Origin of the sequence: Streptococcus oralis SK610 (assembly GCF_000257455.1) — a bacterium.
Classification (GTDB): domain Bacteria; phylum Bacillota; class Bacilli; order Lactobacillales; family Streptococcaceae; genus Streptococcus; species Streptococcus oralis_CB.
In genome coordinates this window covers 1-22,939 of record NZ_AJKQ01000003.1, presented here as the reverse complement: position 1 = coordinate 22,939, position 22,939 = coordinate 1, and the positions used below count along the sequence as shown (strand labels likewise).

At 40.7% G+C, this 22,939-nt stretch carries 23 protein-coding genes, 1 tRNA gene and 1 pseudogene; 8 read left to right on the top strand and 17 right to left on the bottom strand.

The genetic code is table 11. The features are described 5' to 3' along the window. Window positions 1-17 precede the first annotated feature (17 nt). Window positions 18-1,196: a galactokinase gene (locus HMPREF1115_RS02915; RefSeq protein WP_000077818.1), complete on the bottom strand. Its 1,179-nt coding sequence runs from the start codon at window positions 1,194-1,196 to the stop codon at window positions 18-20. Between the two features lie 164 nt (window positions 1,197-1,360). Here HMPREF1115_RS02915 and galR point away from each other — a divergent pair, with 164 nt between their 5' ends. Then, the gene (galR, locus tag HMPREF1115_RS02910; protein ID WP_000212497.1) at window positions 1,361-2,365 is read left to right on the top strand and encodes a DNA-binding transcriptional regulator GalR; all 1,005 of its coding nucleotides are present in this window, start codon (window positions 1,361-1,363) and stop codon (window positions 2,363-2,365) included. A 35-nt stretch (window positions 2,366-2,400) separates the two neighbouring features. Here the strand turns inward: galR and HMPREF1115_RS02905 are convergent, their stop codons facing one another. Beyond that, a complete protein-coding gene (locus HMPREF1115_RS02905) occupies window positions 2,401-3,291 on the bottom strand; it encodes a cation diffusion facilitator family transporter (RefSeq protein ID WP_000095935.1) in 891 nt (296 codons plus the stop codon). Window positions 3,292-3,423: 132 nt separating this feature from the next. Between HMPREF1115_RS02905 and HMPREF1115_RS02900 the strand changes: the two genes are divergently transcribed. After that, a complete protein-coding gene (locus HMPREF1115_RS02900; RefSeq protein WP_025170971.1) occupies window positions 3,424-3,978 on the top strand; it encodes a TetR/AcrR family transcriptional regulator in 555 nt (184 codons plus the stop codon). Between the two features lie 26 nt (window positions 3,979-4,004). After that, on the top strand, window positions 4,005-4,337 hold the full coding sequence (locus HMPREF1115_RS0101990) for a hypothetical protein (RefSeq protein ID WP_000958138.1): 333 nt from the start codon (window positions 4,005-4,007) through the stop codon (window positions 4,335-4,337). Window positions 4,338-4,372: 35 nt separating this feature from the next. On the opposite strand, the pseudogene pnuC reads toward HMPREF1115_RS0101990, so the two are convergent. Then, window positions 4,373-4,879 (bottom strand): annotated as a pseudogene (gene pnuC / locus HMPREF1115_RS02895) (nicotinamide riboside transporter PnuC); the annotation flags it as partial. A 39-nt stretch (window positions 4,880-4,918) separates the two neighbouring features. On the opposite strand from pnuC, the gene HMPREF1115_RS12320 reads away from it, so the two are divergent. The 3 genes from HMPREF1115_RS12320 to HMPREF1115_RS02885 are packed head-to-tail and all read left to right on the top strand — an operon-like array spanning window position 4,919 to window position 6,086. After that, window positions 4,919-5,614: an IS6 family transposase gene (locus tag HMPREF1115_RS12320; RefSeq protein WP_001015320.1), complete on the top strand. Its 696-nt coding sequence runs from the start codon at window positions 4,919-4,921 to the stop codon at window positions 5,612-5,614. Continuing rightward, the gene (locus tag HMPREF1115_RS02890) at window positions 5,607-5,864 is read left to right on the top strand and encodes a plasmid replication protein (RefSeq protein WP_001287840.1); all 258 of its coding nucleotides are present in this window, start codon (window positions 5,607-5,609) and stop codon (window positions 5,862-5,864) included. Before HMPREF1115_RS12320 ends, HMPREF1115_RS02890 begins: the two co-directional genes overlap by 8 nt. A gap of 12 nt (window positions 5,865-5,876) precedes the next feature. Then, window positions 5,877-6,086 carry a hypothetical protein gene (locus HMPREF1115_RS02885; RefSeq protein ID WP_001152919.1) on the top strand — a complete coding sequence of 70 codons (210 nt, stop codon included), beginning with the start codon at window positions 5,877-5,879 and terminating at the stop codon, window positions 6,084-6,086. Between the two features lie 391 nt (window positions 6,087-6,477). On the opposite strand, the gene HMPREF1115_RS02880 is transcribed toward HMPREF1115_RS02885, so the two are convergent. The 13 genes from HMPREF1115_RS02880 to HMPREF1115_RS02820 form a co-directional block, all read right to left on the bottom strand. Beyond that, window positions 6,478-7,278: an energy-coupling factor ABC transporter ATP-binding protein gene (locus tag HMPREF1115_RS02880; RefSeq protein ID WP_000103854.1), complete on the bottom strand. Its 801-nt coding sequence runs from the start codon at window positions 7,276-7,278 to the stop codon at window positions 6,478-6,480. After that, complete coding sequence (locus tag HMPREF1115_RS02875) at window positions 7,265-8,101, bottom strand: ABC transporter ATP-binding protein (RefSeq protein ID WP_000343048.1); 837 nt, start codon at window positions 8,099-8,101, stop codon at window positions 7,265-7,267. The genes HMPREF1115_RS02880 and HMPREF1115_RS02875 overlap by 14 nt, the downstream gene beginning before the upstream one ends. Continuing rightward, the gene (locus HMPREF1115_RS02870) at window positions 8,077-8,868 is read right to left on the bottom strand and encodes an energy-coupling factor transporter transmembrane component T (RefSeq protein WP_002881875.1); all 792 of its coding nucleotides are present in this window, start codon (window positions 8,866-8,868) and stop codon (window positions 8,077-8,079) included. The genes HMPREF1115_RS02875 and HMPREF1115_RS02870 overlap by 25 nt, the downstream gene beginning before the upstream one ends. Beyond that, window positions 8,868-9,470, bottom strand: a complete 603-nt coding sequence (locus HMPREF1115_RS02865; protein WP_000846127.1) for a hypothetical protein — start codon at window positions 9,468-9,470, stop codon at window positions 8,868-8,870. Before HMPREF1115_RS02865 ends, HMPREF1115_RS02870 begins: the two co-directional genes overlap by 1 nt. Window positions 9,471-9,807: 337 nt before the next feature. Then, window positions 9,808-11,328, bottom strand: coding sequence for an ABC transporter permease/substrate-binding protein (locus tag HMPREF1115_RS02860; protein WP_000067274.1), 1,521 nt, complete (start codon window positions 11,326-11,328; stop codon window positions 9,808-9,810). Beyond that, window positions 11,321-12,049, bottom strand: coding sequence for an ATP-binding cassette domain-containing protein (locus tag HMPREF1115_RS02855; RefSeq protein ID WP_000575220.1), 729 nt, complete (start codon window positions 12,047-12,049; stop codon window positions 11,321-11,323). Before HMPREF1115_RS02855 ends, HMPREF1115_RS02860 begins: the two co-directional genes overlap by 8 nt. Window positions 12,050-12,127: 78 nt before the next feature. Beyond that, complete coding sequence (locus HMPREF1115_RS02850) at window positions 12,128-12,565, bottom strand: MarR family winged helix-turn-helix transcriptional regulator (RefSeq protein ID WP_000655229.1); 438 nt, start codon at window positions 12,563-12,565, stop codon at window positions 12,128-12,130. 144 nt (window positions 12,566-12,709) lie between these two features. Beyond that, window positions 12,710-13,903, bottom strand: a complete 1,194-nt coding sequence (locus tag HMPREF1115_RS02845) for an O-antigen ligase family protein (RefSeq protein WP_025170970.1) — start codon at window positions 13,901-13,903, stop codon at window positions 12,710-12,712. A 132-nt stretch (window positions 13,904-14,035) separates the two neighbouring features. Continuing rightward, window positions 14,036-15,478: a sucrose phosphorylase gene (gene gtfA / locus HMPREF1115_RS02840; protein ID WP_000155216.1), complete on the bottom strand. Its 1,443-nt coding sequence runs from the start codon at window positions 15,476-15,478 to the stop codon at window positions 14,036-14,038. Between the two features lie 206 nt (window positions 15,479-15,684). Beyond that, window positions 15,685-16,518: a carbohydrate ABC transporter permease gene (locus tag HMPREF1115_RS02835; protein ID WP_000711275.1), complete on the bottom strand. Its 834-nt coding sequence runs from the start codon at window positions 16,516-16,518 to the stop codon at window positions 15,685-15,687. A 16-nt stretch (window positions 16,519-16,534) separates the two neighbouring features. Continuing rightward, window positions 16,535-17,407 (bottom strand): carbohydrate ABC transporter permease, encoded by an 873-nt coding sequence (locus HMPREF1115_RS02830; protein ID WP_001007683.1) that lies wholly within the window; start codon window positions 17,405-17,407, stop codon window positions 16,535-16,537. Window positions 17,408-17,425: 18 nt separating this feature from the next. Next, window positions 17,426-18,676, bottom strand: coding sequence for an extracellular solute-binding protein (locus HMPREF1115_RS02825; RefSeq protein WP_000872421.1), 1,251 nt, complete (start codon window positions 18,674-18,676; stop codon window positions 17,426-17,428). 34 nt (window positions 18,677-18,710) lie between these two features. Further along, window positions 18,711-20,873: an alpha-galactosidase gene (locus tag HMPREF1115_RS02820; protein WP_000538909.1), complete on the bottom strand. Its 2,163-nt coding sequence runs from the start codon at window positions 20,871-20,873 to the stop codon at window positions 18,711-18,713. Between the two features lie 107 nt (window positions 20,874-20,980). Between HMPREF1115_RS02820 and HMPREF1115_RS02815 the strand changes: the two genes are divergently transcribed. Both HMPREF1115_RS02815 and birA read left to right on the top strand, forming a co-directional pair. Next, window positions 20,981-21,841: an AraC family transcriptional regulator gene (locus HMPREF1115_RS02815; protein WP_000959987.1), complete on the top strand. Its 861-nt coding sequence runs from the start codon at window positions 20,981-20,983 to the stop codon at window positions 21,839-21,841. Beyond that, entirely contained in the window at window positions 21,838-22,773 is a 936-nt protein-coding gene (gene birA / locus HMPREF1115_RS02810) for a bifunctional biotin--[acetyl-CoA-carboxylase] ligase/biotin operon repressor BirA (RefSeq protein WP_000835310.1), read from the top strand. The genes HMPREF1115_RS02815 and birA overlap by 4 nt, the downstream gene beginning before the upstream one ends. A 76-nt stretch (window positions 22,774-22,849) precedes the next feature. Here birA and HMPREF1115_RS02805 read toward each other — a convergent pair. After that, window positions 22,850-22,937, bottom strand: a tRNA-Ser gene (locus tag HMPREF1115_RS02805). Window positions 22,938-22,939 lie beyond the last annotated feature (2 nt).

The following is a 22,939-nucleotide window of genomic DNA, read 5'->3' as shown; positions in this document are numbered from 1 at the left end:
ATAGAGCCTCCTTTTAACTAGTCAAGGACGCGAGTGCCACCTGCAACTTCAGCGATATAGAAGCTTGGAGCGTATCCAACTACTTCCTCGTAGTGCTTGCCTACAGCTTCCTTAAAGGCCTCAACAGCATTTTTTTGCACCAAGGCAATGGCACAGCCACCAAAACCTGCTCCTGTCATACGAGCACCCAGAACACCTTCTTGATCCCAAGCTGTATGAACGAGGGTATCCAATTCTAGACCAGTTACTTCATAGTCATGTTCTAGAGAAACGTGTGACGCATTCATCAAGCGACCAAATGTTTCCAAATCACCTGCTTGAAGGGCTGCTTGAGCTTTAAGGGTACGTTGGTTTTCAAGCACTGCATGGCGAGCACGTTTTAAACGATTTTCGTCTTTAATCAGATAGCTGTATTGGTCAAAGGCCCACTCATCCAATTCACCCAAGGTTTGAATATCTAAGACAACTTGCAATTCCTCCACTGCTTTTTCACACTCAGCACGGCGTTCATTGTACTTAGAGTCCGCCAGTTCACGGCGTTTATTGGTGTTCATGATAACAACGACATTGTCCTTCAAATCAAGTGGCACCAAGTCGTACTCCAAAGTATTGGTATCTAGGTAAATAGCACGTTGGTCAACCCCCATACCGATAGCAAACTGGTCCATGATACCAGAGTTGACTCCGATAAAGTTATTCTCAGTTTGTTTTCCAATTTTAACCAAATCCAAACGGTCTAGTTTTAAATCAAAGAGATGTTCTGCCACGACCCCTGTCAAGAGTTCCAAGGATGCTGATGAGGACAAACCTGCACCATTTGGGATATTCCCATAAACATAAAAATCAAACCCTTTATCAATCACGTGTCCAGCTTCTTGCAAGAAATGAAGAACCCCTTTTGGATAGTTGGTCCAGCTGTGCTCTTTTTCAAACTTGAGATCAGCAAGAGGCACTTCGATGATACCCTTGTCCTCAAAGTTGGCTGAGTAGAAACGCAAAACTTGGTCGTCACGTTTGCGAGCCGCCCCATAAGTTCCCAAGGAAATAGCTGCTGGGAAAACATGTCCACCATTGTAATCCGTGTGTTCACCAATCAAATTGATACGACCTGGTGAAAAGAAGGTTTGGTCTGCTTCTTGACCAAAAACGGCAAGAAAGTCTTTACGAAGTGCTTCAGCAGTAAGATGTTGTGACATATGAATTCTCCTTTGACTGTCCGTTAAGTCACCTTAACGTGTAATCGTTTTCTTCTATTGTATCTAAGGCCTTTTCCAAGGTCAATCCTTTTTACTAAAGTTTTACTAAACTATCGGTAAAAAGCAGAAAAATATGATATACTAACCTAAAAGGAGGAGGATTTATGGCTACATTAAAAGACATCGCACAGCTAGCCTCTGTCTCTATCGCGACCGTATCTCGTGTCCTCAATCGCGACCAGAGCCTATCTGTTACAGAAGAAACCAGACACCGTATTTTAACTGTCGCTGAAGAGCTGGGCTATACTAAGCATCTAAAGACAGGCGAATCCCACAAACCCAAGCAAAAGATTGCCATTATCCAATGGGTCAGCGAACAAGGGGAGTTGGACGACCTTTACTACTATCAGATTCGTCTCGGTATTGAAAAAAGAGCCCAAGAGTTGGACTATGACATCTTGCGCTATTTTAATGACCATCCTTTTACCCTGAGCGAGGAAGTGATTGGCATTCTCTGTATCGGAAAGTTCAGCCGAGCTCAGATTTCTGCCTTTGAAGAATACCAAAAACCTTTAGTCTTTATAGACAGCGATACCCTCTCATTAGGTCATACCTGTATTATCACGGATTTTTACACTGCTGTGAAACAAGTTGTAGACCATTTCCTCGGTCAGGGACTGGATCGGATTAGCATTCTAACAGGCCTTGAAGAAACAACCGACCAGGAAGAAATTATTCAGGATAAGCGACTAGAAAATTTCAAAGACTATACCCAAGCAAAAGGTATCTACCATGAAGAACTGGTCTTTCAGGGGAGCTTTATTGCCCAGTCTGGCTATGACTTGATGAAGGAGGCCATTCACAAGCTAGGAGAACAACTCCCACCAGCCTTTTTCGCTGCCAGCGATAGTTTAGCCATCGGTGCCCTCCGTGCCCTTCAAGAAGCTGGAATTAGCCTACCAGACCGCGTCAGCCTCATTTCTTTCAACGACACTAGCCTGACCAAGCAGGTCTATCCTCCTCTTTCAAGCATCACTGTCTATACCGAGGAAATGGGCCGAGCAGGTATGGATATTCTTAATAAAGAAGTCCTTCATGGACGAAAAATTCCTAGCCTGACCATGCTGGGAACCAGACTGACTCTGAGAGAAAGTACGAGAAATGAATAAGATATTAAAACGACCTCAACAAGAGGTCGTTTTTTCTAGTGATGATGAGGATGGTTCTGCTCTAAGGCTGTTATCCTCCGTTTATGTTGCGCATGATTGCTTTGACTGCTATCCACTTCAATAGTGATATTCTGCACGCCTCTTTCTTCTAAAAATTGACGCACCACTTCTTTGGTTTCCATCATCTGTTCCCAGTCCTTAATACAAATGTGGACAATAGCATTATTCTCTAGACCGTCCATGGACCAAATGCTAAGTTGATTGACACTTTTGACATTGATCAGAGCCTCCAAATCCTTCTCCAAATCCCCTGTCTCTACTCCTTCTGGCACAGCATCCAAGAAAATCTTGAGTGCACTCCAAAAGCGAGGAATGGCTTTTGTTAGAATGAAGATAGAAATGACAAGAGATAAGAGTGGATCAAGGATATACCAATCTGTAAATTTGAGGATGATCGCCATTAGAATGACAGCCAACCAACCAAGAGTGTCTTCCAAAAAATGCAAGCTCAAAATTGACTCGTTCTTTGTCTTTCCTTTACGAACTACCAGACTAGCTAGCACATTGATACTTACTGCAATGATTCCTAGCCAGAGGATGCCCTCATCATTAACAGGTTGTGGATTAAAAAGTTTAGTTATATTTTCTAAAATCACTAGGATGGATCCTGTGATAAGAATCACAGCAGTCACCAGAGCCCCTAAAAGACTAAATCGTTTGTAACCCAAGGTGTACTGTCCATCTTCTTCACGATTGGAAATTGTTTCTAAAAGGGCTGATAGGCCAATGGCCATAGCATCTCCCAAGTCATGAACAGAATCAGCAAGAACAGCACTTGACCCAAAGATTCCTCCTGCGATAAACTCGACAATCGCATAGCTTAAATTTAAGAAAAAAGCTAGCCAGATAGATGTTTTAGAACTCATTTCTCTCCCTCCTTTGGTATAATGGGTATATACATACTTCTTTCATTTGTATTATCTAATAAAATCCAAAGAAAGGATAGAAGCAAACTGTCAGCCATGTTCAGTTCTGAACAGTTTGTCTCAAGTGTCTATATGCCAAAAAGAGACCGTCGAGTTAGCAAGACGAAAAAAGCCATTTATCAAGCTTTTTTACAAGTTTTGAACGACAAGGGCTATGATGCTACTACTGTCCAAGATATCATTGACTTGGCAGATGTTGGGCGCTCGACCTTTTACTGTCACTACGAGAGCAAAGAACTGCTTTTAGATGAACTCTGTCGCTACCTCTTTCATCATCTCTTTGAAAGGGAAGAACACTTAACTACAGAAGACTACCTCGCACATATCTTTTTACATTTTCAGAAAAACCAGGACCATGTCACCAGTCTCCTTTTTTCCAAAAACGACTACTTCCTACGCCAACTACACAAGGAACTCGAACACCATGTTTATCCCATGGTGGCGGAGGACTTGCAAGAGGCCTATCCAAACATTCCGGCCTCCTACCTTCAGCATTTTGTTGTGACGAACTTTATCGAGACCCTAACTTGGTGGCTAAAAAAAGGAAAATCTTATACCGAAGACCAAGTGGTGAGATTTTACCTTGATGTAATGGAGATGACCTCTACAACTCCACTTGATAACTAATCCTGTAACTCAGAAAGGAACCAACTATGTTAACTTCGATGATTCTAGGAATACTAACAATTGTACTAGCTCTCGCCTTCTCATTGCTTCACCTTGCTGCTGCTTTTTCAGCCATAAAACAAAAGAACTACAGTCTAGGAAACACGTGCATCTTGGTCGGCAGTTGCCTCACATCTCTGGCTCTAGCTATCTTTTACTTCGTTCCGCTTGCAACCATTCTTCTATGGATTGTGGGCTCGAGTATCGTCTGCTATGGTGCCTACTGGAACGGCCAACAGAAAGAAAGTCAACATATCTCGCACCACATCGTTCGTATAACGAGCGCTATTGTCATTACGGTATTATTCATTTTGCTCTAACACAAAAAAAGGATCATCTGATCCTTTTTTACTTTTTAAGCACTCTTTGCTGCCTTGCTCCACTGATACCACCCAACTAGACTATTGATAAAGTAAATCAGGTATTCCCCTTGGATTTGCAGGCTTTCTCCCCACCAGAGATAGATAGAAAAGACATTGGTAGCTGCCCAGAATATCCATTGTTCACGGTAAACAGCTGTCATGAGGATTTGCCCAACCCCGTTGGTCGCATCGGTGATGGAATCGCGATAAGGACGATTGGCTCCGATAGACTGATAAATGAATCCAAAGGCCAACCACCAAAGAACACTAACGGAAAGATACTTGGTCCAACCCTTGCCGTCTAGTTTACGTGCGACAAACTCCTGCTTTTCTTTCTTGAACTGGGCTTGATAAATCCAAACCAAGAGACCAATTGGCTGCATAATTGTAAAATAGAGAGTTGTTAAAACCTCACCATAGAAGCCTTTTTGAAGGGCAAGCACCAGATAAATGATGGAATTAATCAAACCAAATAGGTAGTTACTAGCACGACCTTCAGCTTCTCAAAGAGCAGAAAAAAGGTTAGTAAGGCTTGAGAGATGAATCATTTTAAAGGCAAACAATTCCAACAAGACGTCATCATTGTCGCTGTTGGTTATTACCTACGTTACAATCTGAGCTATCGTGAAGTTCAGGAATTGCTTTATGACCGTGGAATAAATGTTTGTCACACTACGATTTATCGGTGGGTTCAAGAATACAGTAAAATCCTCTATCATCTCTGGAAAAAGAAAAATAAACAGTCCTTCTATTCGTGGAAAATGGATGAAACCTATATCAAAATTAAGGGGCGTTGGCATTATCTCTATCGAGCGATTGATGCGGACGGTTTAACATTGGATATCTGGTTACGAAAGAAACGTCGAGCAGACGATAACAGCTATAAGTTAGAAGATACCGCCTATCAAGAAGATAAAGCACGCAAAGCAGAAACCGAAGATAAGCTAGCTATTGAAGCAATGAAAAGCAAGTACACCACGCTATTGCTAGAAAATATGTTGCTAAGTCCGTTTGAAATGCAAGATACAAAAATCATGGCAGGATTGCAAGTTCATGTTTCCCCCATCTATGACGAACTGAAAGAATTAAGAGGGCTAAATAGTGTTAAAGACCACTTGTCTTATGTTGCCAGCAGACGTGAAGAATATTCTAAGCATAATATCGCACGCTACCTCGAAAAAGCCATTGAACAATATCTACGAACGGTTAAAAGGCAGGACTTAAACCATGAGTGAAGACTTAAAAACGATCAAAGAGCTGGCGGATGAGTTGAGTGTTACAAAACAAAATATTCAATATCACTACCAAAGGTTACCAAAAGAATTACAGCTTAAAAGTTCCAATGGGTCTAATCTAATAAATTCTAAAGCAGAAAAAATAATTTTAGGTAAAGTAGAAAGTAGTAGCAAATCAAATACCAAAGACCAACAAATAAGTAGCAAAGACCAACAAATAGAAAAACTAACTAATTTGTTAGACCAGTAACAACGATTAGCCTTGCAAGATAAAAAGTTGCTAGAAGAATACAAGGCGGAAAATGATAACTTAAAAGCCCTCAAAATGCCCTCACAGGAAACAGAATTCAAACACTTAGACAATCAATATAAAGATGAAGTGAACGCTCTTAAAGAGAAGTTGGAAAATTTGCAGGAACAAATCAAAGATCAAAAAAGGATAGAAGAACAAGAAAAACCAATAAAATGGTGAGGACTATGGCGAAAATAGATGATTCAGTTAAAAAGAAAGTTCCAGAATTGCGATTTAAAGTATTCACGGATGAATAGGAACAGCGTAAGTTGGGAGACGAAGTTCGAATAGTGATGGGACAGCCTCCTAATTCAGAAAATTATACTGATGATCCTAATGGACGCTAAAAATGCGAAGACCTATGAAGACCTATTTTGTATTAGTCAAACAAAAAATCCAAAAGAAATGGTATATGATTATGACCATGAAACAAAGTAAAATCAAACCGAGTGATCTGAGGAAGCACCCGATGATCATGAAACGTTATTAAACACAAAAGTCACCCATGTGAGTTCTTGCCAGAAGCTGAAGTTAATCCTTCAACCTGGAAAACCCGCAGAGGTGACTTTTTCTATACATCTCGATTTTTCTGGCAATAATCATTAACCGATAAATATGTCTGTGAATCACCCAGCGACTCCGCTATGTCCATAATCCGCGGTGGTAGTAATCCCACTCGCTGGACAAGTTCGTGATTGCTGAACAATTCCCGTGGACTGCCGGCGAAGCTAAACTTCCCGTGTTCCATAACATACACCGACTCAAACTCGGCGGCGACCCAATCCATGTCATGGGTGATGGTCACAACTTGGTGGCCCGAATCAGCCAACTGATGGAAAATTGCGGTCAACTTGCGCCGGCTTTCCCAATCAAGCGACATCATCGGCTCATCAAATAAATAAATCGCCGGATCCACTGCCAAAACTGTGGCAACGCTCAACAGCTTGCGTTCCGACAATGACAGGTCATATGGACTTTCAGCTGTTTTATCATCCAAGCCAACTCTTTTTAGAGCCGCTAAAGCCCGCCTCGTAATCGTGTCGTGGTCATCCATGACCTGCGCGACATTCCACTCCACCTCTCGTTGAACGGTCGGGTTGAAAAGCTGATCGTCAGGATTCTGAAAAGTAATCCCAACCTTCAGTAACTTTTTGACTGGTTTAAGATCATTAAAATTTTCTCCATCGATCTTAATCACACCGGTTTGTGGTGTCAGCAAACCCGTCAACAATTTGAAGAGCGTTGATTTGCCGGCACCATTTTGGCCGACAATCGCCACCATCGGATCGGCGAAGTGTTTGTCTTCAACATCCAAGCTAAAGGACCGTTCCGGATAAGTGAACGTCAGGTGGCTCAGTTCAATTGTGGACATAACGAACCTCCTTCAGATCAGCGTAATTCACCGGATACCGGCCATCAGCCAAGTGCCAATCCATTTTTTGAGCAAGTTGCTGGATTGTCGGGGCTGGAATCTGCCAGTCAGCTGCCAAATGATTAAACACCTCACCCGGCCTGCCCTGGGCTACCATTTGACCCTCGTGCAGCACCCACACAACGTCAGCGACTTCGCACAAATCGTCAATTTCACTGGTGACAATGAAGACAGTCGTCTCTTTGACTTGGGCCAGCCATTGGAAAAATTGCCGGCGGCCAAGGGGATCCATCTCACTGGTCGGATCATCCATAATCAAAACAGCCGGATTAGCCACAATCGCCGTGGCAATTGCCAACCGCTGGATCTGACCACCGGAAAGGCTCTCGGGACGCAAATTCAGCTGTTCAATCAGCCCCATTTGCGTGGCAACTTCTTCAACCCTTTTTTGAATCAGTCCTTCAGCCATTCCCTGATTAATCAAGTCAAAGGCGATTTCATCGGCAACCGTGTCTGCCAACCCGCTTAGTTGGCCAGCTGGATTTTGCAGTACAACTCCATTCATGGCATTATAAACGGGCCAATTGTCAGACACTCGCTGGCCAAACATGTGCCAATCGCCCTCAATCTCAGCAGACACAATTTTGGGAATGACCCCTGCCAGCACACGGCACAAAGTCGATTTGCCGGAGTGGCTATTCCCGATAATCCCAACCACCTGGCCGGTATGAACCTCCGCGTTAATCTGACGCAGTTGTGGTTGCTCAGTACCCGGATAACGGGTGGTCAAATTTTCAATTACAATCCGTTTATCTTCGTCCATATCTTCCACCCAATCAATAAAATTGCCAATCCAGTCAGACCAATGTGCAGCGTCCGCGACAGGCGATACACGCGCTGGGAGGTTCTGACAGTCCGGTTGAGATTATCAAAACCTCTCAGTTGGAGAGAAATCGACCGCGTCATCGATTGATCCAAGGTCTTAATCACCAATGGAATTAGAACCGGCAGGACTGACTTTAATTTCTGAATCAACGTTTTTTGCGGATTGGTTCCGCGAACCTTTTGTGCCTGCTGGATTTTCCGCATATTGCGCATCATTTCCGGCAAAATATAACACACCGACATCAGAACGTAGACGGTTTTATAAGACAATCCGGACAGTTCCAAATAGGCCGCGTTTTCTGAAATACTCGTGGTCACCATAAAAAAGCCACTGGTCAAAATAATCACCAATACTCGACAACCCAGAGTGGTGGCGTAAATCAGGCCTTCTTTGTAGAACGACACCCCAAGCACAGAAAACAGCACAGTTTGATTCCGACTGTAAAATAACCCTTGGATGATCAGCATGGTGCAAATCAGAAACAGGCTGAATCCCAGCGCCTTAAAGGTGGTAGAACTCAATTTGGAAAATAACAATAGCAGTGTTGCGACAAGAATTAATCCGGCCTGAAGCAATAAATTCATACTGGCAAAGCTCAACAACGTCATGTCCAAGATGAACAAGATCTTAGTAATCGGATCGATCACCTGGTACCACTTGAGCTTGACCCGTGGCGCTCCAGAAATCAATGTTTTATCAGTCATCATTTATCATCGCTAAAGAAGTGCACCATCCGCTTCGGCAGCTGACGATAGATGAAGAATGCCAGGTAGGCCACGCAGAATTTATCCAAAATATCCAAGACAAACTCATCGGTAAATGAGGCCAGCCACACTGGTGCATGATTGGCGACCATTACCGCAAACAATGAGTCACCCCAAGCGATACCGGTCTGACCACCCCAAAAGATGACGTTGAGTGGCGTTGAAATGACAGCTGAAACGATGGCAATAATAATAGCAGAAACAAATACTCGTCGCGCTGACGAGAACCACCCATTGGCGTGCAAAACGCCAACAGCAATCCCAATTCCGATGCTGGTAATCGCATACACGGTTGAAATTGGCGATAAGGTCAGCCCATAGATCACGTTGTTGATGAAACCACTAATGGCACCGGCAACCGGCCCAGCCAACATGCTGGTAAGAAAGGTTCCCAAAGACCCCAGCCAAACGGGCAACTTTAACCCCTCCGCCAAGGCTTTGGCAACATAGTTAATCCCCACGGCAGCGGGAATCAAAGTCATGGTGGCAGCACTTAACTTAAATTTCCACATACTGGTACGATGAATCGGTTCTGTTTTCATAATCTTCTCCTTTTGTTTTTAAAGAGCCGTGTCTGGATAGACTTTCGGACGCAACGCTCTATTATATATCTACTGAACTGTCTATACACAAGATTTCCATCCTTAGTTGACATGAGCTGGAAATCCTTGTTTGTTAAGTAGTTCACAACACATTATACACCTATTTTGTGAATAGTCAAGTGTATTTACAGTAAAAATCTAGAAAATCCTGAAAATTTCCTCTTATTTTCCATTTTGAAAGACATTCAGTAACTCTAATATCAAAAAAGCCCAGACAAGATTGTCTGAGTATTTTTCTATATGGTCGTTTAACAAAGTTGAGTTTAGCATTTTCAAGCTATTTCTTCAACAAACCTTGTTCTTGTAAAAACTCCTTGGCTACTTGTTCTGCTGACTTGCCTTCAACACCGACTTGGTAGTTGAGCTGGCTCATCTGGCTTTCCGTGATTTTACCAGCCAATTTATTGAGAACTGTCTCCAACTCAGGATGTTTCTTGAGAAGAGCTTCTTTCATAAGTGGTGCCCCTTGATAAGGTGGGAAGAGTTGCTTGTCATCTTCCAAGACCTGTAAATCATAACGCGCCAATTCCGCATCGGTCGAATAGGCGTCCGTAATTTGAATATCGCCTGACTGAATTGCCTGATAGCGAAGAGCTGGCTCCATGGTCGCTACGTTGAGATTGAGTCCGTAGAGAGACTGCAAACCCTTATTGCCATCTTCACGGTCATTAAACTCAAGAGTAAAGCCTGCTTTCAACTGTCCTTCCACTTTTTTCAAGTCCGAAATGGTCTTCAAGCCATATTCTTGAGCAATCTTTTTCGGAACAGCTACAGCGTATGTGTTTTGATAAGACATAGGTTTGAGATAAGTCAGATGATCCTGTTTGGCAATGCCATCACGCGCCACTTGATAAACCTGCTCTGGTTCATGACCTACTTTAGGTGCTGGTTGAAGCAAACTTTCAGTCACCGTACCCGTAAATTCAGGATAGATATCAATATCCCCTTTTTTCAGAGCTTCATAGAGGAAGCTTGTTTTCCCAAAATTCGGTTTAACAGTCGCAGCCATACTGGTATTTTCTTCAATGAGGAGTTTATACATATTGGCCAAAATTTCTGGTTCCGGTCCCAATTTTCCAGCAATCACCAAGTTTTCTTTCTCTTTTTGAGCTAATAGAGCTGGACTATAAGACAGACCGAGTAATATGGTCACCAAGGCAAAACCAGAGAAAATCGTCCGCAATTTTGCTTTTTCCATCACTTTTAGTAGGAAGTTAAAGGCAATGGCCAGCACTGCAGAAGAAAGGGCCCCAATCAAAATCAGACTGGTATTATTGCGGTCAATTCCCAAAAGGATAAAGGAACCCAGTCCCCCTGCACCAATCAAGGCAGCCAAGGTTGCTGTACCGATAATCAAGACCGCTGCCGTCCGAATCCCAGACATAATGACCGGCATGGCAAGTGGAATTTCAAACTTCTTGAGACGCTCCCATCTAGTCATCCCAAAGGCAATCCCAGCCTCCTGCAGACTTGGATCAATTCCCTTCAGCCCAGTAATGGTATTTTGCAAAATCGGGAAAATCGCATAAATCACTAGTGCTGTCAAAGCAGGTAAGGTCCCAATTCCCATCAAGGGGATGAAGAGCCCCAACAAGGCCAGAGACGGGATAGTCTGGAAAATTCCTGCAATCTGCAAGACCCAGTCCGCCATCTTTTCATGATAACGAAGATAAACAGCCAAGGGAATAGCAATAAAAATAGCTAGCAACAAGGTCAAAAGTGACAACTGCAAATGTTGAGATAGAGCTGTTACCCAGTCACCAAAACGCTCCTGAAAAGTTGATATCAAATTACTCATGAACACTACCTCCAAACAAGTCTGCTACAAAGTCTGTTGCAGGAGCCTTTAAAATCGTCTCAGGATTCGCCACCTGACGAATCTCTCCGTCCTGCAAGACAGCAATACGGTCCGCCAATTTCAAAGCTTCATCCGTATCATGGGTCACAAAAATCGTTGTCATTCCAAACTCCTTATGCAATTCTTTCGTCAGAACCTGCAACTGTTTTCTCGAAATAGCATCCAAAGCCGAAAAGGGCTCATCCATAAGCAGAATCTTAGGCTGACCAATCATGGCACGGACAATCCCGACCCGTTGCTGTTCTCCGCCAGATAATTCACTAGGAAGTCGATGTCCATACTCGGATACTGGTAAACCAACCTTAGCTAAAAGCTCTTCTGTTTTCTGAGCAATTTCTTCCTTACTCCACCCCTTCATCTCAGGAATGAGAGCAATATTTTCTGCCACTGTTAGATTGGGAAACAGAGCAATGGCCTGTAAAACATAACCAGTAGAAAGACGAAGTTCCCGCTCGTCATAGTCTTTGATGCGCTTGCCATCCATGTAAATATTTCCATCAGTCGGTTCCAAAAGACGATTAATGATCTTAATCATGGTCGTCTTACCGGACCCAGAAGGTCCAACTAAAACCATGAACTCTCCATTCTCAATCCGTAAATTGACATCTCTCAAAACATCTTTTTCTGTATAGCGTAGCGCTACATTTTTATATTCAATCATTCTTTGTCCTCAATTTAAAATTTTCCTCGGTTCGTCAAGTTACCGAACTTTTAATAACTAATTTACCCCATTCTAAGCCTAATTTTCCTTCTCTTTCAAATTGTCCAAAATGCGTTCCTGATAACTTTCAAATTGGCGAATTTCTTCCTCAGAGAATCCTTTATAAAAAATAGCATCCAACTTTTGACTGATGCGATGGCCAACTTCTTTTTGGGACCAACCTTGCTCCGTTAGCTTGACATATTTCTTTCTCTTATCTATTCCACATGGGCTAATGATGACCAGGTTTTGCTCCTCAAGTTTCTTAATCATGGTTGTGAGCGTATTGTTGGTGAGACCAGTCGCCAGCGCAATATCTGTCGCGGTTGCACAGCCAGTTTCACTATTCCATAAGACAGAGAGAATCTTTCCCTGTTCACTCCGATAAAGAGCCTCAGGATCCTGACTCAGTAACTTTTGAAAAATCCGCCCATTCAACAAACGAATATGATAGGCTACCAAATGACTATCTTTCATGACTTCTCCAATTTATTTCTATATCGAATTATATTATATTGTAATACTTATCATTCCATCTGTCAACTATTTCGATTTAGAAATAATTTCCACCAACAAAAAAGACCTCCTACCTAGAGTAGAAGATCTTCACTATTTATTAACTTAATCTGTCATTTCGGACACCAAGGTTCGGTGTTCCAGTGGTAGACTGCACATAACCAACAAGAAGATAAATCCTGACTGAACCCAGAAGAGAGCCAAGTCAAAAATCCCATGTACAGCGACTACTGTCAAGAAGGAGAGATAAAGACCGATAATTGGTCGTTTACCAGACTCCTGACTCATATCCATCATCATGTGAACCGGGATAACCGAAGAAATGGATAGGAGAATGGTTCCAATCAAACCATAACTTAAAATAGTATCGATGTAAAGACTATGCGCGTGTTCGTGATAAGGTGCATGGATTCTCGGGAAAGAATTCATATAGGTCAGCGGACCCTCACCCCAGATCGGATTTTGCTTAAACAAAGTCATACCCGCATTCCAGATTGAAACACGTTCCTCCATTGAAGAATCTAGCGTTCCCATACGGACACCCAAATCGCTTGAGAAGAGGAAACAGAGACCAATCCCGAAAACTCCAATACTGAGCCAGAAGGCGCGCCAGTTTTTAATGGTTGTAAAGAGATAAATGATGGCACCAGCGATGATGGCAGGAAATGCTGTTCTATTTTGTGTAAAATTCAAACCAAATAGATTCACAAAACCTGCTAGCACACAAAAGACTTTCAACCATCTTAGCTTCGTCGTTGTAAAGAGATAAAAGGCAATCATGATACAGAAGCAACAAATGATCCCATAGTAGTTAGGATTAAAGAAGGTCACCTCTGCACGGTTTTGGTGCCATACTTGCATATTGGGCGAAAGAAAGGCGTAGTTAAATTTCTTTACAATTTGAAAATGCTCCAAAGTAGCAAAGACAGCAGAGAGCACACTACCAAACAAGATTGTCTGCAGAATCAGTCGAAAGAAAGCATGCGTCAGACGTTTCTGGTAGAAACTAAAGAAAATGAGGAAGAGAAACATCAGTAAAGATGCAACCAATCCAAGCCAGTTCTTGGCGACGATGGAGATGATACTACTGTAGGCAATAAAAAAGAGAAGTACAGGATGTTTTGCCAATCCTTTGATTATTCCCTTCATCTCCCCAGTAACAAGTAAACCTATCAAATATAAAGCAAAGAGCGCTAAGAATAAATAAAAAGGTAAAAAGATACTTATGATCATCAGATACAAAAAGAAATCTTTTTTCGAAAGCCCTCTTATCTTATCCAGTAATCCAATTGATTTCAAAACGGATCCTTTCTGTTCTGGATTTCTCCAGAAGATAAATGCTAAACTATCTTTATATTTTACCATTTTTTCCGTCATTTGGGAACAATGAACACGTTTTCGCCACAAAAAAACTCTTTCATTAATATAGCATTAGAACTGAATTTTTCTGCCATTTTCCACTACTTGATAGGTCTGACTTTGCAAATCAATTTCTGCTACTACTGTTACGGACTTGTCTTTATTTTGACGTTTGATTACAATGCTGTGAGCTGTTGGTGTTTCAATGTCAATAGTCCCTTCTAGGTCAAAGGCCTCTGACCGATTACGGAAAGAAAATAGATTGAGAAGAGACTTCACCACAGGACGTTGAACTTCTTCTGCTATTTCCTCATTGCTATAGTAATGACGATTAATATTTCGACCTTCTTTGGTTTCTTCTAATAATTTCAAGTCATTTTTTCCTGCTAATAGACCCACATAGTAAACCTGAGGAATGCCTGGAGCAAAAGCTTGAATCAGACGAGCGAGGAAGTACTTGACATCATCATCTCCAAGCGCAGAATAGTAGGTTGAATTGATTTGGTAGATATCTAGATTGTTATACTCTGCACTAGAGTACTTACGTTTGACATTCGCTCCAACCTTATAGAGCTCATTTGAAGCATAGTCAATTTCATCATCAGTCAGGATATCCTTGACATCCACCACTCCAATCCCATCATGGGTGTCTAGTGTCGTAAATTGCTTCATCGGGCTCATCTTTAACCACTTAGCTAAGCGCTCTGTTCTGGAACTGTAAAGAGTATAAAGGGTCACCATTGGAAGGGCAAAATCGTAAACATAGTAATCATGATCCGCTATTTTAAACTGAATCGAATAGTGTTCATGAATCTCAGGTAAGAGCTCTGTCCCATACTCAGCAGCGATATCTCGAACTTTGTCCAATAAATTCCAAATATCTGGTTCCACAAAGAAATCATTGGTATCCAATTTCTTCACTGCATAAGCAAAGGCATCTAGGCGAATCAAATCACACCCGTTACTTGCTAGATGTTGAATCGTCTTACGGATGAATGCCATCGTTACTTCTTTGCTCACATCAAGATCAATCTGCTCCTCACCAAAGGTATTCCACAAATGTTCCACTGAACCATCTGCAAAAACAATCTCTTGCTTTGGTGCACGATCCTTACGCTTGTAGATTAAATCTACGTCAGACTGTGTCGGACGGTTCTCTGGCCAAAACTTATCCCAGTTTAAAAAGAGATCTTTAAATTCACTGGCTTCATGTTTTTCTTGATAGTCGCTATAATACTTAGATTGACGAGAAATATGATTAATCATAAAGTCAAACATAAGATAATATTTCTCACCTAAACGCTTAACGTCCTCCCAATCACCAAAAGCTGAATCCACTTCATCATAGTCAACTGGCGCAAATCCACGATCACCTGTTGATGGGAAAAATGGTAGAAGGTGAACTCCTCCAATAGCATCGCCAAAATGTTCTTCCAAATTCTCATACAAGTCTTTAAGGTTATTTCCAAGACTATCTGAGTAAGTAATCAACATAGTTTTATTTTGAATGGTCATAGATGGTCTCCTTTTTCTGATGAAAGCCAAGTCTTATATGACCTGGCTTCGTAAATGAAAGATATTTTTAGATTTTTGTTCACATTGAACTCGTACTAATATAGACTGCAAGCAATTAAGTACTATTTTCTTGTTTTCTACATAGAATTGTCAGTAAGCTGAACCGTTCGTCTATGTATGGAATTATAAATTCCCTAAGCACTTTCTTACTTCACTGCCCCGTTATTCATTCCTGAAATGATATGTTTTTGGAAGATGAGGTAGACAATGGTTATCGTTACAATTCCCACAATATAAGATGCAAAACTTGGGCCATAGTCATTGAAGTACTGACCTTGGTAGTTGTACTGGAAGAGAGGCAAAGTCCACATCTTGGAATCCTTATTCAGAATCAACAATGGTAACATAAAGTCATTCCAGAACCAGAGAGCATTGATGATCAAAGTTGTCGCATGCATGGGCTTCAACATTGGAAAAATGATTCGACGATAAGTTGTAAAACGATCAGCCCCATCAATTTCAGCAGCTTCATCCAAACTATCTGGTACACTGATTTTTATATAACCAACATACAAGAAGAGGGTCTGTGGAATAGCATAAGTTAGGTAGAGTATTACTAGCCCCCACATATTTGCTAGACCGAGTTTACTCATCATAACTGTGATGGGAATCATAATCACCTGAAATGGAACAAATATCCCTAAGATCAAGAGCGAATACATAATTGCAAAGGCTTTTTTCTTGGACATATTTCGAGCAATCGAATAAGCTGCAGCTGGTATAAAGAAAGCTACTACAATCAATGATAACATCGTAATAACAGCTGAATTCCAGAAATAGCCTCCAATTCCATCCGAAATCAATCGTTCATAATTACTTAAGGTGACAGGATTGGGCAAACTAAAGAAATGATTCATGATATCCTTAGTTGTTTTGAAAGAACTAAATACTGTTACCAACAAAGGAACAAGTATAAGAATACCACCGACTATCAAGAGGACATATTTCCAAAACTGATTCAATTTTTCTTCTTTTTTCATGTGTAGGACTCCTCTATTAGATTTCAAATTTCTTTGATAGCTTGATTTGGATAAGAGAAACAATTCCAATAATTAAGAATAAAATCAAGGCAATTGCATTCGCATATCCATATTGATTACTCTTGAAAGCATAGTTGTAGACTAAAAGTCCAAGAGACGTTGTAGCATTATTTGGACCACCACTCGTCAAGGCAAAAATTTGGTCAAAGGCTGTCAAACCGGACTTAAGAGCCAAGATAAAAACCATAGAGATCGTTGGCAATAAATAGGGCAATTCAATCTTCCAAAAGGTTTGTTTACTGGTTGCACCATCAATTGATGCTGCCTCTAAAATATCATTTGGAATACTCTGAAGACCAGCAAGAAAGAGAATGATTGGCATTGCTACTCCTTGCCATAGAAGAACAAAAATAGTTGCCACTACCGCTCCGACAGGTGTTCCTAATAGACTCTCTTGTAGAAAACCAATCCCTAAAATTTTTCCAATCGTTGGAAGACCATAGTTGAAGAATTGTTTAAAAATCAAGGAAACAGTCAAACCAGACAAAACAGCCGGGAAAAAGAACCAAGCTCTAAAGAAGGTCTGCCCCTTCATCTTAGAATTTAAGGCTCGTGCCACAACCATCCCAATCGTAATCTCTCCAATAATCAATGCCAGAGTTAAAATCAAAGTAAAGGCTATGGCTGTGAAGAATTTCCCATCAATCATCAGCAATTTGTAGTTATTTAAACCAACAAATTTATAATTATAGGTCAATCCAGTCCAGTTAGTCAAACTATAGAAAGCACCTTGTACCATTGGAAAGTAAAAGAAGATAGCTTGTAAAGCAAGCGGGATGAGCAAGAATGTCCAACCCCAGTATTTATTTAAAAATTTTCGAATAGCCATATCATCTTAACTCCTATTCTAGTCCAAATCTGCCTTCATTGGATTAAAGAAAGCATTGAGATTGTTTGCCATATTTTTCAGATTTTTATCCATCAGGTAACCTGCACTTAGATTAAAAAAGTCTTCTTCAGAGTTCCAGCGTTGGCCCAACCAAACATAATGTTTGTCCGTAAAAGCCAGTTTAGAAATAGCTGCAAGCGCTGAATCTTCTTTTTCCTGTATGCCTTTCACCGCAACTGGTGATCCATCTACATCATAGTATGACTGCATAGCTTTTGGACTAGTCATATAGCTGATAAATTCTTCGGTTTCTTTCGGGTGTTTGGTAGTAGCTGAAGTTGATAATGCCATATCCCCTGCACCAACAGTGACCTCTTTTCCTACTTCTTCTCCAGGAAAGGCAAACATCCCCACCTCAAATTTTGGATCCTGTTGATTAATTGCGGCTAATGCCCATGATCCTTGTGGCATCATCAAGGCTTTTTCACTCGAAAATGCTACCACCGCATCATTATATGAGGCACCACGCCAACCATCTTGAGCATTATCTGCTAATAAATCGAGTCGTTCTGCATCTGCTTTTAAAATAGAATCATCTGCAGAGATTGCGTTTGGTTTTGAAAAGCGAAGATAGTTATTAGCCGCGTCTCCACTACCCGTAAGGGTAATGAGAGAAAGTTGGTGGTAACCATTTAATGTCCAGCCTTCATTGCCTGCAACCGCAAATGGAGAATTTCCACTATCTTTTATCTTTTTAACAATCTCTTGAAACTCTTTAAAAGTCTTCGGTTCCTCAAGTCCTAATTCTTTAAACTTCGTTTTATTGTAATAGATTCCATAAAGGTTGGCCGTTAAAGGCACACTATAAATCTTGTTATTGATTGCATACTTTTCGGCATAGTCATTCTTGATGTTCTCAAGATAGGGTTTTCCTGTCATATCTGAAAAATAACCTGCCTTCGCCCACTCCTGGAAATCCATATTTTGAGGATAGATATTAATAATATCTGGAACATCTCCTGATAAAATACGAGTCTTTAGAACAATTCCAGCTGAAGGTACTGTAGTCAGCTTCACATCAATATTAGGGTGTTCCTTTTCAAAATCATCCACTATCTTTTGCAAGGTATCTGCCATCTCGGTCTTCTGGTTAAAAAACTCAATCGTTACCTTACCATCAGCTGATTGATTGTTCTGACCACAAGCCACTAAGCCTAGTAAACTTGCCCCAGCTACTAAAAGAAAACCTGCTTTCTTATACCATTTCATTGGAATGCCTCCTTGATAAATTTATACGCTTTTATTATAGTCTCTTGAATTTATACTGTCTACTCAAAAAATCTCCTGGTGATAGGGTAACAGTTAAACCTGCATACATAAGTTCTGCACCCGAGTAAACAATGTTTGTCCCTTCCAACTCATAAAGCCCTTCCACCTCTAAGTCTTTCAGTTTCAAGGTGGTTTCCATTGTTTCCACAACTGATAGGACTCGGACGTAGGTTACAATCGTTTGATTTCCATAGTTAAATTGTAGAGCTACTTCATTAGATTCAGCATCGGGATTGATTAACCTATACTGATTTCCCAACTGGACTACTGGTCGCAATTCTTTGTACAAGTTCACCTGATTAGCAATCTCAGCTTTCTCATCATCTGATAAACTTGTCAAATCAAGCTCATAACCCAGATTTCCCATCATTGCTACATGACCACGAGTTTCCAATGGTGTCATTCGTCCCATCTGATGATTTGGTACTGCTGACACATGAGCCCCCATAGAAATGGTTGGATAGAGATAGGATGAACCGTATTGAATTGGTAAACGTGCTATAGCATCAGTATTATCACTAGCCCAGACTTGTGGGAAATAGCGCATCATACCAAGATCATTTCGTCCACCACCACCAGAGCAGGACTCAAAGAGAATATGACTGTGTTTCTCTGTCAGATAAGAAACGAGTTCGTAAAGCCCCAACATATACTGATGAGACTGCATCTGGGTTTCCAAGTAGGCTGAACCATTCCCCAGATTAGTAATATTGCGGTTCATATCCCATTTGATGTAGTCAATTTTATGATGAGAGAGGAGTTCATCTAAAACATTTTTCAGATATTCTACTACCTGTGGATTGGCAAGATTAAGAACTAATTGATTCCGAGAGTAAGTATGCTCATATTCTGGAACCTGAATAGCCCAGTCAGGATGTTTGCGATACAAGTCGCTATCAACAGAAATCATCTCCGGTTCTAACCAAAGACCAAACTGCAAATCTCTTTCATGGATAGCGGAAATCAGACTTTCAAGACTTCCACCCAGTTTTTTCTCATTAACAACCCAATCACCTAAAGCACGATTATCATCAAAGCGGTTACCAAACCACCCATCATCTAATACAAAAAGTTCTATTCCAACTTTCTTAGCTTCATCAGCTAATTCTAACAGTTTTTCTCTCTGAAAGTCAAAGTAGGTAGCTTCCCAGTTATTGATTAGAATTGGACGCTCTTTTTTAGAAAATTTACTTTGCATAATGTGCTTAAGTACAAAATTCTGACTTTCATGACTAATACCAGTTAATCCCTTATCTGAATAAGTCACTAAAGCTACCGGTGTTTCAAAGTTTTCCTCAGGATCTAACTTCCAAGAAAAATTTTCTGGATTAATCCCAATAGCAACCCGAACTTCATTCAACTGATTCTTTTGAACAAAAGCTTCAAAGTTTCCACTATACAGGAGTTGCAGAGCAAACACATTCCCAGCATCCTCTGTGACTCCTCTATCACATAATAGAAGAGCTGGTGTTTGAGCATGCCCAGAAGCTCCACGGTTCGAACTAATTGAAAAGATTCCTTGCTCTACCTGTTGACGTCGAACAGTCTTTTCACGAGCATAAGCTCCCTGTAAAGTCACCATTTCATAAGGTGCAGCAGGAAAATCAGCCATAAAAGAAAAGTCCTTATGGATGACAACTTCCTGATTACTATTATTTTCGAATTTGCTGTAACTAGCAATTGTCGCATCATTATCAAAAGCCGTATAATACAAAGTAAGACTAAGTTTAGCTTGAGGATCTTTTATAATCAAGGCAAGCGTCTCTGTAGCATCCATGCTGTGAGGAGAAGGTAAGCCCTGTGGACCATTCTGACCTTTTAAAATCTTTGCTTCTACAAATCGAAAGTCTGTTACTTCAGTTGCATCATGTTGAATCTGTAAAGTTGGTTTTCTAAAGTCACCCAAACCATGTTGTCCAAAAATCTGACGTTGCGTATCCAAACTAAAGGTACGATTAGTAGCTGTTGGATTACCTGAAAAAGCATGATCGCGTTCATAAACACTATTAGAAGCTCTATAGTTCTTAATAGTCTTTCCTAAATGTTTTAATAATAAGTACCCATCCCTATTTTCAATAATCAAACTTAAACCTTTACTCTCAACGTAAAATAGATTATTCTCTATTCGAACTCCCATAAATTGTACCTCATCCATTTCTTGATAAAATTTTATCACATAAAAGCGCTTTCTAAAATAGAGAAATGTATACAAAGTATGGTAAAATGTTAGGTAGGAGGTGGCCCATGCTCGTTTTTTCAGAATACCAGACTGGAACAATTGATCTTTCTCTTAGCTTTTACGGCTATGAAGAATGCACGCCTAACTACTCTTTTGGCCCAGCTATTCGAGATACCTATGTACTACATTACATTACTAAAGGAAAAGGTCAATTCCATTATAAGGGGAAAATTGTTGATTTAAAGACAGGAGATTTCTTTTTACTAAAACCAGATGAATTAACATTCTATCAAGCAGATAGCCAGGATCCTTGGGCTTACTACTGGTTGGGGATCACTGGAGGGAGGGCACCTGACTACTTTGCTCTATCTCAAATTTCTGACCAATCCTACCTCATCCAGTCAAATAACTGTCATACCCAGACAACTGCAAAACTCATCTCAGATATTGTCCGCTTCGCTCAGATTACAAAATCAAATGAATTGGCTCAACTCCACATCATGGGACAACTCCATGAACTGATGTTTCATCTAGGAACCATTGCTCCTAATCAGAAAAAAGAGAATATTTCATCAACCCACCAGCTCTATCTTGACTGCAAACGATTAATTGATAGTCACTATCCACAATCGCTCACCATTCAAGATTTAGCAAAAGAGCTATCGGTTCATAGAAGTTACTTAACTAGTGTGTTTAAAGAATTTCACCAACTCTCTCCAAAAGAGTATTTACTTTTCGTTCGAATGAAGCGCGCTCAACAGTTACTAGAACACACCAATGAAACGATCAAAGTCATTGCGTATTCTGTGGGTTTTTCAGATCCATTACATTTCTCAAAAGCCTACAAACAGTTTTTTCATAAAACACCTAGTCAAACTCGAAATGAATACTCTAACTCCCTCTTAGCTAGAAAGGAAAAGAAATGAAATCACACCAACTAGTTTACCAAATATTAGCTAGAGAAAACGATTATGTTAGCGGAGAAAAAATCGGAGAAGAACTGAATTTAAGCCGTACATCTATATGGAAAGCGATCCAACGTCTTCAACAAGAAGGCCTAGAAGTTGATAGTATCAAAAATAGAGGCTACAAGCTTACTCAAGGAGATCTGATATTGCCTGAATTGATTCAAGAGAACACCAACTTAACCATTCGCTACAAACCTGAGACAAAATCAACACAAACAGATGCAAAAGAAGGGATTGAAGCTGGAAACAAAGGAAACACACTCTATCTTTCAACCTGTCAAACAGCAGGTCGTGGCCGCTTTCAGCGCCCCTACTATTCTCCATCTCAGGGCGGGATCTATATGTCTCTGCATATTCAACCAAACCTTCTCTATGAAAAACTCCCATCCTATACTCTTCTTGTGGCAGCTGCAGTCTGCAAAGCCATTAAAAATCTAACTATGATAGAAGTAGATATCAAATGGGTAAATGACATCTACTTTAAAAATAAAAAGATAGCAGGTATCCTCACCGAAGCGATGACATCAGTTGAGACAGGCTTGGTTACAGACGTCATTATCGGACTAGGTATAAATTTTTCTATAGCAGACTTCCCAGATAACCTAAAAGAAAAAGCAGGTAGTCTATTTATGGCACCTGCACCAATTAGTCGTAATGATCTCATCAGCGAAATATGGAATTGTTTCTACAATACGGAATCAGATGAGCTACTTTATATCTATAAAGAAAGATCAATAGTTCTTGGAAAAGAAGTTACCTTCCAGCTAGATGGAAAATTTAAAAAAGGACTTGCAAAAGAAATCTCAGAATCTGGTCAACTTCAAGTTGAACTTGAAGATAAACATACTATCTGGCTAAATAGCGGCGAAATATCGCTAACAAGTTGGTAATAAACAAATCCCCCTTTTAACGATTTAGAAGGGGGATTTACATACAAAAAAAGAGCCTAACAGCTCTCTTAACTTACGGAGAATGGGGGATTCGAACCCCCGCGCCGGTTACCCGACCTAACGATTTAGCAAACCGTCCTCTTCAGCCTCTTGAGTAATTCTCCTA

Excerpts from the sequence above, each read along its gene's own strand:
- HMPREF1115_RS02835 (WP_000711275.1), bottom strand. The coding sequence starts at position 16,518 with ATGAAAAAAGAAGAAAAATTGAATCAGTTTTGGAAATATGTCCTCTTG.
- HMPREF1115_RS02850 (WP_000655229.1), bottom strand. The coding sequence starts at position 12,565 with ATGAAAGATAGTCATTTGGTAGCCTATCATATTCGTTTGTTGAATGGG.
- HMPREF1115_RS12320 (WP_001015320.1), top strand. The coding sequence starts at position 4,919 with ATGAATCATTTTAAAGGCAAACAATTCCAACAAGACGTCATCATTGTC.
- HMPREF1115_RS02855 (WP_000575220.1), bottom strand. The coding sequence starts at position 12,049 with ATGATTGAATATAAAAATGTAGCGCTACGCTATACAGAAAAAGATGTT.
- gtfA (WP_000155216.1), bottom strand. The coding sequence starts at position 15,478 with ATGACCATTCAAAATAAAACTATGTTGATTACTTACTCAGATAGTCTT.
- HMPREF1115_RS0101990 (WP_000958138.1), top strand. The coding sequence starts at position 4,005 with ATGTTAACTTCGATGATTCTAGGAATACTAACAATTGTACTAGCTCTC.
- HMPREF1115_RS02815 (WP_000959987.1), top strand. The coding sequence starts at position 20,981 with ATGCTCGTTTTTTCAGAATACCAGACTGGAACAATTGATCTTTCTCTT.
- HMPREF1115_RS02870 (WP_002881875.1), bottom strand. The coding sequence starts at position 8,868 with ATGACTGATAAAACATTGATTTCTGGAGCGCCACGGGTCAAGCTCAAG.
- birA (WP_000835310.1), top strand. The coding sequence starts at position 21,838 with ATGAAATCACACCAACTAGTTTACCAAATATTAGCTAGAGAAAACGAT.
- HMPREF1115_RS02830 (WP_001007683.1), bottom strand. The coding sequence starts at position 17,407 with ATGGCTATTCGAAAATTTTTAAATAAATACTGGGGTTGGACATTCTTG.
- HMPREF1115_RS02880 (WP_000103854.1), bottom strand. The coding sequence starts at position 7,278 with ATGTCCACAATTGAACTGAGCCACCTGACGTTCACTTATCCGGAACGG.
- HMPREF1115_RS02915 (WP_000077818.1), bottom strand. The coding sequence starts at position 1,196 with ATGTCACAACATCTTACTGCTGAAGCACTTCGTAAAGACTTTCTTGCC.
- HMPREF1115_RS02865 (WP_000846127.1), bottom strand. The coding sequence starts at position 9,470 with ATGAAAACAGAACCGATTCATCGTACCAGTATGTGGAAATTTAAGTTA.
- HMPREF1115_RS02825 (WP_000872421.1), bottom strand. The coding sequence starts at position 18,676 with ATGAAATGGTATAAGAAAGCAGGTTTTCTTTTAGTAGCTGGGGCAAGT.
- HMPREF1115_RS02890 (WP_001287840.1), top strand. The coding sequence starts at position 5,607 with ATGAGTGAAGACTTAAAAACGATCAAAGAGCTGGCGGATGAGTTGAGT.
- HMPREF1115_RS02875 (WP_000343048.1), bottom strand. The coding sequence starts at position 8,101 with ATGGACGAAGATAAACGGATTGTAATTGAAAATTTGACCACCCGTTAT.
- HMPREF1115_RS02820 (WP_000538909.1), bottom strand. The coding sequence starts at position 20,873 with ATGGGAGTTCGAATAGAGAATAATCTATTTTACGTTGAGAGTAAAGGT.
- HMPREF1115_RS02905 (WP_000095935.1), bottom strand. The coding sequence starts at position 3,291 with ATGAGTTCTAAAACATCTATCTGGCTAGCTTTTTTCTTAAATTTAAGC.
- galR (WP_000212497.1), top strand. The coding sequence starts at position 1,361 with ATGGCTACATTAAAAGACATCGCACAGCTAGCCTCTGTCTCTATCGCG.
- HMPREF1115_RS02900 (WP_025170971.1), top strand. The coding sequence starts at position 3,424 with ATGCCAAAAAGAGACCGTCGAGTTAGCAAGACGAAAAAAGCCATTTAT.
- HMPREF1115_RS02860 (WP_000067274.1), bottom strand. The coding sequence starts at position 11,328 with ATGAGTAATTTGATATCAACTTTTCAGGAGCGTTTTGGTGACTGGGTA.